The organism is Streptomyces sp. NPDC034111, assembly GCF_055575375.1.
In genome coordinates this window covers 380525-392626 of record NZ_JBVIST010000006.1, presented here as the reverse complement: position 1 = coordinate 392626, position 12102 = coordinate 380525, and the positions used below count along the sequence as shown (strand labels likewise).

Sequence of the window (12102 nt, the reverse complement as noted above, 5' to 3'; positions counted from 1 at the left end):
CGGCACGATCACCGCTCAGCCCCGCGAGGGCGGCGGTCTGGTGATGCGGGTGGTGCTGCCGCTCTGACCTGCCGCTCAGGGCGGGCCACAGGGCGACGGCATCGTCACGCCCAGCTCGGTGCCCAGGTATCGGCATTGCGGGGGCCCACCGGGCGGCGGCCGAGGTGCTTGCGGAGGGCCGTGAGTCCGGGGTGGGCGTTGTCGGTTCGCCACATCAGGGAGTGGGGGTAGAGGGGCGTCGGACCGCGTAGCGGGATGCGCCGGAGGTCCTGGTGTGCGCTCCAGACGAGACGTGTCCGGGCGCCGACGCAGGTGGCGAGCGACGACGAATCGCTGACCATGTCCAGCAGGTGCTCGATGCCGAAGTTGGGGCCCGTGGCGTCGATGTCGAGCCCGAAGGCCGCGGCGAGTTCCTCGTAGTACGCCGCCCATTCGGTGCCGGCGACGATGCCGGGGATCCAGATCCGGCGCCCGGCGAGTGCGGCCGGGCTCACCGTGCGTGCGGTGGCGAGTTCGTGGGTGGGGCCGGTCAGCAGCTCGATCGGTTCGTCGTAGACCGGTACGGATCTGACGTGGTCCGGCAAGCGGCTCGGGGGCAGCCGCTGGGTACAGAACGCGGCATCGATCGTGCCGGCGTGCACGGCCGCCGTAGCGGCGTCCGCATGCGGGAGCGCCACGACGTCGAGGGCGATGTCCGGATGCCTGCGGTGGAATTCCTGGAGCAGACCGGCCGGAGCCAGCCGTCGGCCGAGGACGTCCACCCGCAGGGCGCGGCGCCCCGGCCGGACGGACTCGGCCGCACGCTCCGCGGCGTCGAGCATCGCGCGGGCGTGGGGCAGGAACGCCTGCCCGTCGATGGTCGGCTGCGCACCGCGCGCGGTGCGGGTGAACAGCCGGACGCCGAGCTCCGCCTCAAGGGCCGCGATCCGCTTGGAGGCCGCTTGCTGGGTGATGCCGAGTTCAGCGGCTGCTTCCTGGAACTGGCCCTGGTCCACGGCGGCGACGAACGTACGCACAGCATCGAGGTCCATTTCGCCATCCTATTTTTCCGTACAACCGGCGGTTGTAGTGGTCCGCGGTGGCGGTTGTTTGATGGCGGCAGGGCCCTGGCTGTTTGATCTCCTCGGTCAATCAGTGGTTGTTCGATCGAGTGGGCCGGGGGCGGAGTCATGGGGCAGCGACAGCCGCTGGGGCGACAGTTCGGGTGGCTGTGGGCGGCCTACGCCACGAGCACGGCCGGCACCATGCTGGCGCTCGATGCGTTCCCGCTCATCGCTCTCCTGGTGCTGCACAGCAGCGCGGCCCAGGTGTCCGTGCTGGCCGCGGCGGGGCGGGCGGTGGGGGCGCTGATCGCGGTGCCGCTGGGGCCGTGGGTGGAGTTCCGGCGCAAGCGCCCGGTCATGATCGCCATGGATCTGCTGCGGTTTCTGGCGCTGCTGTCCGTTCCCGCCGCGTACGCGCTGGGGGCGCTGAGCTTCGCCCAACTCATCGCCGTGTCGGTGCTCGTGGCCGCGAGCAACATCGTGTTCACCGCCGCGAGCGGCGCCTGCCTGAAGACCCTGGTCAGGCCGGATGGCCTCTTGACGGCCAACAGCCGGTTCGAGGCCACGACCTGGACGGCGACCGCCCTCGGCCCGCCCCTGGGCGGCGCTGCGATCGGGATCTTCGGGCCGGTGACGACGGTGGTCATGGACGCGGTCAGCTATCTGCTCTCCGCGCTCGGCGTCCGCGCGATCGGCGGCGACGAACCGCGCCCCCGGCCCCGGCACACCGAGCGCTCCACGGCCGGGAAGCGGGCCGGCGCCGACGCCATCGTCGAGGGGTGGCGGCACATCCTGCGCCACCCGCTGCTGCGACCGCTGTTCTTCAACACGGTCCTGGTGAACGGGCTGATCATGGCGACCGCGCCGCTGCTGACCGTCCTCCTCATCCATGACCTGGGCCTCGCGCTGTGGCAGTACGGCCTGACCTTCGGCCTGTCCTGCCTCGGCGGCCTCGTCGGCTCACGGCTCGCACGGCCTCTGGTCACACGCTTCGGACAACACCGCGTACTGCGCATCAGCGGCACCCTCCGGGCCTGCTGGCCCCTGGGCCTGGCGTTCGTCCCGCCCGGCACCTGGGGGATGTTGCTCGTCATCGCCATCGAGTTCGGCCTGATCGTGTGCATCGGCGTCTTCAACCCGGTGTTCGCCACCTACCGTCTGGAACACACCGCCACCGACCGGGTCGCCCGGACCCTCTCGGCCTGGTCCATCACCAGCAGCGCGACCATCGCGGCACTGACGGTGAGCGGCGGGATCCTCGCCACCGTGACCGGCCCCCGCACCGCCCTCGCCCTCGTCGGCGCGCTCCTCCTCGGGACGCCGCTGCTGCTGCCCCGCCACGCGCCCGCCGCGGGGACATGCGGTGGGTTCGTCGCGGGGCGCACATGACCTCGGCGGTCTGCGGCCCGTGTGGGCTTATGCCTTCGGCTGGGTGAAGCGGATGCGGTTGCCGAAGGGGTCGCGCAGGCCACAGTCGGTGCCGTACGGGCGCTCGGTGGGTTCTTCGGTGAACTCAACGCCCCTGCCCAGCAGCGTCTCGTACGTCTTGCGGCAGTCGTCCGTGGTGAAGATGAGCCAGCCACCCATCGCGCCCTTGGTCACCAGCTCGCGGACCTGCTGCGCCGTCTCCTCGGACATCGCCGGAGCGCCCGGCTTCTCCAGCAGGATCTGGCGCTCCGGGTGGCCGGGGACGCTGACGGTCAGCCAGCGCATGAAGCCCAGGTCGACGTCCGCGCTGACCTCCAGGCCAAGTTTGCCGACGTAGAAGTCGAGTGCCTTGTCCTGGTCGAGGACGTATATCGCCGAATGCGTGATTGCGTTGAACATGTCCACCACGCTACTCAGCACCCCGGCCGAAAACTTATCCAAAACTGCTCAGTCGACGGCCGGTGCGGGCAGTACGAGCAGTACGGACTGGCAGTAGGGACGGTCAGTCGCTCGGACGCGTCCACGCCATCGTGAAGCACGTCGGTACGCCCGTGGCTGCCGCTTCCTTGCGGTACGTCCTCGGCGACCGGCCGACGATGTCGCGGAACGTGCGGCTGAAGGTTCCGGGGCTGCCGAAGCCGACGTCGAAGCAGATGTCCGTCACACTGCGGTCGGTCTCCCGCAGCAGGAACATGGCCCGCTCGACACGGCGACGCTGAAGGTAGCGGTGCGGCGTCTCGCCGAACGTGGCCCGGAAGGTGCGGGTGAAGTGCGCCTCCGACACATGGGCGATCCGGGCCAGGGCCGGGACGTCCAGCGGCTCTGCGTAGGCACGGTCCATGGCGTCCCGTGCCCGGAGCATGCGGCGGTTGGTCTCTTCGGCAGCGCGGCTCACGGCGTCATCACACCACGGTTCTCACCGTCCGTGACAGACCCGGGAATGGCACGCTGCTGCTCGGCAGCGTCAGGCGTCCGGTCGGCGCTGCGTCACGAAGGACCCCATGCCCGGGGTGGTGACGATGAGCCCTTCCTCCCGAAGTGCCGCGGTCACCTTGCGGACGGTCACGCGCGCAACACCGAACTCCTGCTCCATCCGCACCTCGGAGATGAGGTGGTGCGGCGGGTACGTGCCATCGGCGATCCGCTCCCGGATGACATCGGCAATCTGCGTCCACTTGGGCAACGTCGGGTCGAACTCCATCACGAACGGACTGTACGCACGGGTAATTAGACAGGCATAGAGGCCTATAGCTATAGACAGGGGCCTACAGGCACACGTACGGTGACACAGCAAGGACCCCGGCGACCGCACCAACGGCCCCGGGGCATGGCCAACCTGACGGAAGCAGGTCGACATGCGAAACCTTATGCGCAGTCTCATCGCTTGGTTAAGGGGCAGCCCCACAAGCTTCGCCCCTACCGCCCCACACCAGCTCAGGCCCGCAGCCCACCGGCCCCTCCCCCGCCCCGAATCTTCCCTCGACGGCGACGCCACGCCCCTCGTACGCCCGTACCTCCTCGCGCACGAGCGTCAACAAGCGCAGCGCGAGCGGGCGTTCCTGCGCGAGATGGCGGTTACCTCGTGAAGGGCGGCATGCGGCTGCTCCCCTGGGCGGGGCCCAACGGGCAGCGGTGCTACGTCTCCACGGACTGTGACGACGGCTTTGTGTCGAAGCTTGCCGACCGTATGGAGGAGGTTCAGCTCAATACGGGAGAAGAGGTGCTGGAGCACGTCGCCGGGCTGCTTGCCGACGGCGCCACGGCGACCAGCGATGAGCTCCGCTTCTGTGTCCACAGGCTGTGTGAAGCGCTGCGGGATGCGCTACGGATTGCCGAGAGCAGGGGCGAGCGCGTGACGTAGTGGGTGGGCACAACGGTCAGGGGCCCGGCATGACTGCGCCGGGCCCGTACACATGCGTAGGCAGCTGCGGCCCAAAGGGCCACGGGCCAAGGGCCAAGAAGCCGAGCGGCCGTGGGCAGCTGATGACTATGGGGCGGCGCCGGACGGGCCGTTACGCCAGCGCCAGCCAGGCCGCGCCCGCGACGACCAGGAGGGCGACGAGAACGCCGACGATGACGCCCACGCGGGGGCCACCCGACTGCTGGGGGGCCGGGGCGCGACGGCCGCCGGCCTGGGGGGTGCCGCCCTCGTCCACGAAGGCCCGGAACATCTGCGTGCTGCCCGCCGGGTCGTAGTTGCCGTCGGCCGGGTTCTGCGGGTTGTTCGCCATGGGGAAGGACCCTAGCGAACCGGGGGCCGGGCGGCACCCCTGGGGCACGTATGGAGCGGCCGGATGCGGCGGAGGGGGAGGCGCCGGGCAGACGGTGGGGAGCCGGGGGGTGAGCAGGGTGGCCGGGGTGATGTGGGCCCTGGGGTGTGAGTGGAGCTGGGTGAGGCGCACCACTGGGGGCGGTGGTGACCCGGCGCCGGGCAGGACGCGGATCGCCGGTGGGGCGCACGGTGAGCTGCTGTTTTGCGTGCAACTGGGTGTGCACGGGGCAGTGGTCGGGCCGGACTTTGGAGTTCTTTTACCTGCATCTGCCACGCAATCGTTTGCCTTCAGCAACCAACATTGTTTATGGTTGCCCCAAGCAACAAAAGATCGCAGGCGAGGCGTACGGACGAGGCGTGGAGGAGACGGTGGCCGCTCACAGTCAGTTCGAGGAGCTGGCCAGGCAACTCAGCGCCATCGGTGCCGTCAAGCGGGGAATGAGCCGGGTCCTGCCCCAGGACTGTCCGCCCGCTTCGGCGGGCGTGCTCACCCTGCTCGACCGGCACGGCGAGATGCGGATGAGTCAGCTCGCCGAGCTGCTGGCGATCGACATGTCGGTGACCAGCCGGCATGTCGCGCATGTCTGCGAGCGCGGCTGGGTCGAGCGCAAGCCCGACCCGGCCGACAAACGGTCGCGGCTGCTGCGGCTGACGCCGAGCGGGCGGGAGCTCCTGGAGGAGCTGGCCGAGCGCTACACCGCAACGCTCGCACGGTACTTGGACGACTGGACCGACGACGACGTCGGTCTCCTCAACGAACTGCTCGCCCGGCTCCGTGCGAGCTTCGGCGACTGCCGGACCCGGCCGTCACCGCACCATGCGTCACACCATGCGACGCCACACCACTCCACCACCCGTACACCCGCGGAATGAAAAGGACCTACATGGCTACGACCACACCAGCCGGTGTGCGGGGCGGCCACGCCAAGCACGGAGGCGGCGGACACGCTGCCTCCAACGGGGCGCCCATGACGCACCGTCAGATCATGGAGGCGCTGTCCGGGCTGTTGCTCGGGATGTTCGTCGCCATCCTGTCGTCGACGATCGTGTCGAATGCGCTGCCGGAGATCATCCATGATCTGGACGGCGGGCAGAGCGCCTACACCTGGGTGGTCACGGCCGCGCTGCTGGCGATGACCGCGTCCACACCGCTGTGGGGCAAGCTCTCCGACCTCTTCAGCAAGAAGCTGCTGGTGCAGATCGCGCTGATCATCTACGTCGCGGGGTCGGTCGTCGCCGGGCTGTCGCAGAACACCGGCATGCTGATCGCCTGCCGTGTGGTGCAGGGCATAGGCGTGGGCGGTCTGTCCGCCCTGGCCCAGATCGTGATGGCCGCGATGATCTCGCCGCGGGAACGCGGCCGTTACAGCGGTTACCTGGGTGCCGTGTTCGCCGTCGCCACCGTCGGCGGGCCGCTGCTCGGTGGTGTCATCACCGACACCAGCTGGCTCGGCTGGCGCTGGTGCTTCTACGTCGGCGTGCCGTTCGCGGTCATCGCCCTGATCGTGTTGCAGAAGACCCTGAAGCTGCCCGTCGTCAGGCGCGAGGGCGTCAAGGTCGACTGGGCGGGCGCGTTCTTCATCAGCGCGGCGGTCTCGCTGCTGCTGGTGTGGGTGACGCTGGCCGGCGACAAGTACGACTGGATGTCGTGGCAGACGGCGGCGATGGTCGGCGGCGCGGTGGTGCTCGGCGCGCTCTTCGTCTTCGTCGAGACCAAGGCCAAGGAGCCGATCATCCCGTTGCGGCTGTTCCGCAACAAGACGATCACCCTGGCGTCGGTGGCCTCGCTGTTCGTCGGTATCGCGATGTTCACCGGCACCGTCTTCTTCAGCCAGTACTTCCAGCTGGCGCGCGACAAGTCGCCGACGATGTCCGGGGTGATGACGATCCCGATGATCGGCGGGCTGTTCGTCTCCTCGACCGTCTCGGGCCAGATCATCACCAAGACCGGCCGCTGGAAGGCCTGGCTGGTCGCCGGTGGTGTGCTGCTCACGGCCGGCCTCGGCCTGCTGAGCACCATCCGTTACGACACCGAGTACTGGCACATCGCGCTCTTCATGGCCCTGATGGGTCTCGGCATCGGCATGATGATGCAGAACCTGGTGCTCGCCACGCAGAACCAGGTCGCCCCCGAGGACCTCGGTTCCGCCTCGTCCGTCGTGACCTTCTTCCGCTCCCTCGGCGGCGCGGTGGGCGTCTCGGCCCTCGGTGCGGTGCTCGCCCACCGCGTCACCCACTACGTCAAGGACGGACTGGCCGACCTCGGCCCCAAGGCCGCCAAGGCCGCCGCGCACGCCGCGGGCAAGAGCGGCGGCGGCATCCCCGACCTGGACGCCCTCCCGGCGCCGCTGCGCACCGTCATGGAGAGCGCCTACGGCCACGGTGTCGCCGATGTCTTCCTGTACGCGGCGCCCTGCGCGCTGCTCGCCTTCCTCTTCACCCTGTTCATCAAGGAGGTCGCGTTGAAGACGCGTGGCGGGATGGCGCAGAGCAGCGAGGAGGCCACGGCGACGTCCCCGAACCCGGCGGCCGCGGACGGCCCGGCGGAGGCGGACAGCACTACGGGCGCGGCCAGCCCTGCGGAGGCGGCCTTTCCTGCTCAGGCCGTTCCGGCTCAGGCCGCCGCTTCGGATCAGGCCGCCGCTTCGGATCAGGCTGCCGCTCCGGCGGCGGCCGTGGGGCAGGAGCCGGCCCTGGTGGGCGCCCCGCTCGTCGGCCCGGATCCGGCCGAGGGTCCGTATGACGACGGTGCGCATACGCCCTCCTGGGCACAGCCGGCCGCCGCGTCGGCCTCGCAGCCGCTCGCCGGGTACGCCTCCACGGGCGGCGGCGACGCCGTCCCGGCCGGTCCATCGGTGCACGGCTTCGTCCGCAACGCGGAGGGCAGCCCCGTCCCGCGCTCCGCGGTGACGCTGATCTCGCTCAGCGGGCGCCAGCTGGGCCGCGCGGTCGCCCAGGCCAACGGCTCGTACGCGCTCAGCGCCCCCGGCGCCGGCTCGTACGTCCTGATCGCCGCGGCCGACGGGCACCAGCCGCAGGCCTCCACGGTCGTCCTCGGTGAGGCGCCCTACGCGTACGACATCCTGCTCAGCGGCACCAGCGGCCTCGCCGGCCAGGTGCGCAGCGCGGCGAGCGGCGAGCCGGTCGACGGGGCGATGGTGGTCGTCACCGACGTCCGCGGTGAGGTGGTGGCCACCGGGAAGACCGGCGCCGAGGGCTACTTCGCCTTCGACGAGCTGGCACCGGGCGCCTTCACCGTCGCGGTGAACGCCGCCGACCACCGCCCGGCGGCGCTGCCGGTCGAGATCGGCGGCCAGGGCACGACCCGTATCGAGGTCGAGCTGCTGTCGGGCGCACGGGTGCAGGGCGTCGTACGGGCGGGCGGCCCGAACGGGGGCCGCCGGCCGCTGCCCGATGCGCGGGTGACGCTGGTGGACGCGGCGGGCAACGTCGTGGCCACCTCGACGACCGGGGAGGACGGGGCGTACGCCTTCACCGACCTGGACGCCGGCGACTACACGGTCATCGCGAGCGGCTACCCGCCCGTCGCGACCAGCCTCGTGGTCGACGCCCGCGGGATCGACGGGTACGACGTGGAGCTCGCGCACCCCGGAGACTGACCCGGCCCCGGCCCGGGAAGCCGTAGGCCTTAACCCCTCGTGGAGACGGCTTTCCAGGCGGCAAGACCCCGGTCAGGGGCGCGCGTTGAGCGGAGACGCGCCCCTGACCGGACCCCAGGGCTCCGGCGGCAGCGTTGCGCACAGGCAGGGGACGGCCTGCACGCCGCCGCCGGGGCCCGACACTTCCCCCCAGCTCCCGGTTTCGCACGGGGACCCATGAGCACGGGGCAACACACCTGGCAACAAACGGGAGAGGCAATGGATTCGACGGGCGCGGAAGCTGCGGCCGTAGGCGCCGCAGGCGTAAGGGCGCAGGTCCGCACACGCGACGGCTGGGCGGTCCAGCACGCCGTACTGACCGTCACCGACATGACGGGCACGCAGGTGCTGCGCGCGGCGGCGGACGAGGAGGGCGCCATCCGCAGCGCGCAGCCGCTGCCGGCCGGCCCGTACACGGTGATCGTGACGGCCGTCGGCTATGCGCCGGTCGCCTCCAGCGCGATCGTGACGGCGAGCGGGCGGATGGACGTGGGCAGCATCGTGCTGGCCCGGCAGGGCGGGACCGAGCTGCCGCCGCCCGGCGCCTGGACCATCGACCCCGTGCACTCCACGGTGGGCGCGGTCGCCCAGCACCTGGGGATCTCCAGCGTGCACGGGCGGTTCACCGGCTTCGCCGGCCGGATCGAGATCGCCGAGGTCCTGGAGAAGTCGCGGGTCGAGGCGGTCATCGAGGCCGCCACCATCGACACCGGCAACGGCATGCGCGACGGCCATCTGCGCTCCGCGGACTTCCTGAACGTCGAGGAGTACCCGGAGATCACCTACCGCAGCTCGGGCCTGGAGCCGGCCGGCCCGGACCGCTGGACGGTCCACGGCGACCTGGCGCTGCACGGCGTCGTACGGCCGGTGGACCTCGACCTGAGCTACCTCGGCACCGGCCCCGACCCCTGGGGCGGGGTACGCGCCGCCTTCCGCGCCACCGCCGAACTGCGCCGCGAGGACTTCAAGATGAACTACAACCAGGTCGTGGCGGCCGGCATCGCGGCGATCGGCACCACCCTGAAGGTGGAACTGGCCATCCAGGCGGTACAGGGGGAGAGCCTGCCGATGGGGTGAGGGGCACCCGGGCAGGCGGCGCCCGTCGGGCCCTCAGTTCCCGTCGGGCCTTCGGTCCGCGCCGTGTCCCCAGTCCCCATCGGGTCCTCAGCCCCCGCCGTGCCCTCGGTCCCCCGGCCGGTCGCGGAGCGCCTCGATGCCCGAGATCTGTAGGTCGAGCGCGAAGGCGAAGTCGCGGTCACGCATCTCCTGTACGGTGACGCCGCCGCGGGCCTCCATGACCTTGGTGGAGTTCTCCAGCGTCTCCGCGAACTCCGGACGGCCCTGGACCGAGGTCATCACCTGCTGGAAGTACTCGTCCACGGGCACCCCCGCCTCCTCGCAGCGGGCGTTGAAGAGGCCCTCGATGGTGGCGAAGCCGTAGACGAACTGGAAGACGGCGGACAGTCCGCCGGTGATCTGCTGGAGCGACAGCCCGCTCTCCTTCATCACCCGCATGCTGGCGTTGGAGAAGGCGATGGAGTGCGGGCCGACGTTGATGTACGTGCCCAGCAGCCGGGACACCCAGGGGTGGCCGGTCAGCAGGGTTCGGTATTCGTGGGCCAGGGAGCGCAGATGGTCGCGCCAGTCCTGATCGGTGTCGGACTCGTCCGGCAGCCGCATCTCGCCCATGACCCTGTCCAGGGCGAGTTCGAGCAGATCGTCCTTGGTGTCGACGTACCAGTAGACGGACATCGCGGTGACGCCGAGCTCGGCGGCGAGCCGGCGCATCGAGAACTTCGCCAGCCCCTCGGCGTCCAGCAGCCGTACCGTTGCCGCGACGATCTTGTCGAGGTCGAGCCCGGCAAGCTGGTCAGCCTTCCGTTTGGGCGGGGGGCGTTCGCTCAGCCAGACGCTGTTCGGCCGCTTTCCGGTGTGGCCTTCGGTCGCTGCCATGGCGCCCCTCCCTGTCCCTGAGAGTCGTCGGGGTACGGCCCGTACGGGTGGTGGCACCGGTGGTGTACGTACCGCCCGTACGCGCCGTTCACGATCACTTACACAGCCGATGCTATTCCGCCGCGGCGGAAGCCGGTTCCGGACCGGACGGCGTGGCCGGCGCCGGCTGCTGCTGACCCGTGCGCTCGGCCCGTCGCAGCAGGACGGCGGCGAGCAGTCCGCCCAGCAGGACCGCGGCCGCGCCGACCAGCTGGCTGACGCCGATACCCGCGGCGAAAGCATCCTGGACCGCCGCCCGTTCGGCACCCGTACGGGTCCTGGCGAGCGCCGCCGGCAGCGAACCGGCACCCGCCGCGACCAGCGGAAGCAGCGCCACGAAGCGGGAGTTGAGGACCGCTCCGAGGACGGCCACCCCCAGGCCCTGGCCGAACTCCATCAGCGTGCCGTTGACGCCGGCGCCCACCCCGGCCTTGGCCGGCGGGATGGCGGACATGATGGCGTTGGCCATCGTCGGCATGGCGAGCGCGACGCCGACGCCCATCACGATCAGGCCGGTCAGCATGCCGCCGTAGCTGTGCCCGCCGAGCAGCGCTATGGCAGCGAGCCCGGCCGCGAGCAGCGACATCCCCGAGATGATCATTCCGGGGGTGCCGACCTTGGGCATCAGACGGGCGCCCAGGCCGGTGAAGTTGATCAGGATGACGGTGACGGCGAGCGGCGCCATCCGCAGCCCGGCGTCCAACGGGCCGTAGCCGAGGACCAGTTGCAGATGCTGGGTGAGCAGAAACATCGAGCCGCCCATCCCGAAGGCGACAAGGATGCCGCCGGAGACCGCCCCGATGAACCGCCGGTTGCGGAAGAAGTGCATGTCCAGCATGGGATACGGGACGTGCAGCTCCCACAGGGCGAAGACCGCGAGGCCGACGGCCCCGATGGCGGCGGAGATCAGCACCCGGCCGGACAGCCAGCCGGCCTGCGGCCCGGAGATGATCGCGAAGACCACCCCGCCCATGCCGATCATGGACAGCAGCGCGCCCAGCAGGTCCGGCCGCTCACCGCCTCGGCTGCTGGACTCGGGGACGAGGGCGACGACCGCCGCCAGCGCCAGTACGGCGACCGGCAGATTGACCAGGAACAGCGAACCCCACCAGAAGTGGTCGAGCAGCGAGCCGCCGATCAGCGGCCCTGCGGCAAAACCGAGGGAGTTGACCGAGCTCCAGATGCCGATGGCCTTGGGGCGCTCGTCGTCGTCGAAGATCTGCATGACGACGGCGAGGGTGGTGGTCACCAGCAGCGCACCGCCGACGCCCATACCGGCCCGGGCGGCGATCAGCTGTCCGGGCGACTGGGCGAGCGCCGCACCGAGCGAGGCGACGCCGAAGAGCACCAGACCGACGGCGAGCATCTTCTTACGGCCGTAGCGGTCGGCGGAATTGCCGGCGGTGAGCAGCAGACCGGACTGGACCAGCGAATAGGCGTTGATCATCCACTGGACGTCGGCGGTGGTCGCGCCCATCTCCTCGGTGAGGGAGGGGACGGCGACGTTGAGGACGGTGTTGTCGAGGATGACCGTCAGCTGCGCGAGGCAGATGACGGCCAGGATCAGCCAGCGGGCGGCGGGCCGGCCCGTCGGCTGAAGCGTGGTGGCTTCGGAGGCCACGGCGGACATATGGGCTCCCTGTACGGTGTCGAGCGGATGCTTTACACCGTACAGGGAGTCTTATACGCCGTACATTTTATTTTTTGC

12 protein-coding genes are annotated in these 12102 nt (G+C 70.5%); 5 read left to right on the top strand and 7 right to left on the bottom strand.

Features of this window, described 5'->3' with window-relative positions; translation table 11 throughout:
- Positions 1 to 104 precede the first annotated feature (104 nt).
- A complete protein-coding gene (locus tag ACZ55A_RS18220; RefSeq protein WP_468840862.1) occupies positions 105 to 1031 on the bottom strand; it encodes a LysR family transcriptional regulator in 927 nt (308 codons plus the stop codon).
- 138 nt (positions 1032 to 1169) lie between these two features.
- On the opposite strand from ACZ55A_RS18220, the gene ACZ55A_RS18215 reads away from it, so the two are divergent.
- Positions 1170 to 2432: an MFS transporter gene (locus ACZ55A_RS18215; RefSeq protein ID WP_468840860.1), complete on the top strand. Its 1263-nt coding sequence runs from the start codon at positions 1170 to 1172 to the stop codon at positions 2430 to 2432.
- Positions 2433 to 2459: 27 nt separating this feature from the next.
- Here the strand turns inward: ACZ55A_RS18215 and ACZ55A_RS18210 are convergent, their stop codons facing one another.
- From ACZ55A_RS18210 to ACZ55A_RS18200, 3 genes are all read right to left on the bottom strand, one after another.
- Positions 2460 to 2870, bottom strand: coding sequence for a VOC family protein (locus ACZ55A_RS18210; RefSeq protein ID WP_468840858.1), 411 nt, complete (start codon positions 2868 to 2870; stop codon positions 2460 to 2462).
- Positions 2871 to 2973: 103 nt separating this feature from the next.
- Positions 2974 to 3366, bottom strand: a complete 393-nt coding sequence (locus ACZ55A_RS18205) for a helix-turn-helix domain-containing protein (RefSeq protein ID WP_468840856.1) — start codon at positions 3364 to 3366, stop codon at positions 2974 to 2976.
- A gap of 69 nt (positions 3367 to 3435) precedes the next feature.
- Complete coding sequence (locus ACZ55A_RS18200) at positions 3436 to 3672, bottom strand: GntR family transcriptional regulator (protein WP_468840854.1); 237 nt, start codon at positions 3670 to 3672, stop codon at positions 3436 to 3438.
- 393 nt (positions 3673 to 4065) lie between these two features.
- Between ACZ55A_RS18200 and ACZ55A_RS18195 the strand changes: the two genes are divergently transcribed.
- Complete coding sequence (locus ACZ55A_RS18195) at positions 4066 to 4332, top strand: hypothetical protein (RefSeq protein ID WP_468840852.1); 267 nt, start codon at positions 4066 to 4068, stop codon at positions 4330 to 4332.
- Between the two features lie 151 nt (positions 4333 to 4483).
- Here the strand turns inward: ACZ55A_RS18195 and ACZ55A_RS18190 are convergent, their stop codons facing one another.
- Positions 4484 to 4702, bottom strand: a complete 219-nt coding sequence (locus ACZ55A_RS18190; protein ID WP_468840850.1) for a hypothetical protein — start codon at positions 4700 to 4702, stop codon at positions 4484 to 4486.
- A 410-nt stretch (positions 4703 to 5112) separates the two neighbouring features.
- Here ACZ55A_RS18190 and ACZ55A_RS18185 point away from each other — a divergent pair, with 410 nt between their 5' ends.
- The 3 genes from ACZ55A_RS18185 (at position 5113) to ACZ55A_RS18175 (ending at position 9479) form a co-directional block, all read left to right on the top strand.
- Positions 5113 to 5616: a MarR family winged helix-turn-helix transcriptional regulator gene (locus tag ACZ55A_RS18185; RefSeq protein ID WP_468840848.1), complete on the top strand. Its 504-nt coding sequence runs from the start codon at positions 5113 to 5115 to the stop codon at positions 5614 to 5616.
- A gap of 95 nt (positions 5617 to 5711) precedes the next feature.
- Positions 5712 to 8363 (top strand): MFS transporter, encoded by a 2652-nt coding sequence (locus ACZ55A_RS18180; protein ID WP_468840846.1) that lies wholly within the window; start codon positions 5712 to 5714, stop codon positions 8361 to 8363.
- Positions 8364 to 8621: 258 nt separating this feature from the next.
- Positions 8622 to 9479 (top strand): YceI family protein, encoded by an 858-nt coding sequence (locus ACZ55A_RS18175; protein ID WP_468840844.1) that lies wholly within the window; start codon positions 8622 to 8624, stop codon positions 9477 to 9479.
- Between the two features lie 87 nt (positions 9480 to 9566).
- Here the strand turns inward: ACZ55A_RS18175 and ACZ55A_RS18170 are convergent, their stop codons facing one another.
- Together ACZ55A_RS18170 and ACZ55A_RS18165 are read right to left on the bottom strand one after the other, a co-directional pair.
- On the bottom strand, positions 9567 to 10355 hold the full coding sequence (locus ACZ55A_RS18170) for a TetR/AcrR family transcriptional regulator (RefSeq protein ID WP_468840842.1): 789 nt from the start codon (positions 10353 to 10355) through the stop codon (positions 9567 to 9569).
- Positions 10356 to 10467: 112 nt separating this feature from the next.
- Positions 10468 to 12024, bottom strand: coding sequence for an MFS transporter (locus ACZ55A_RS18165; RefSeq protein WP_468840840.1), 1557 nt, complete (start codon positions 12022 to 12024; stop codon positions 10468 to 10470).
- Positions 12025 to 12102: the final 78 nt, after the last annotated feature.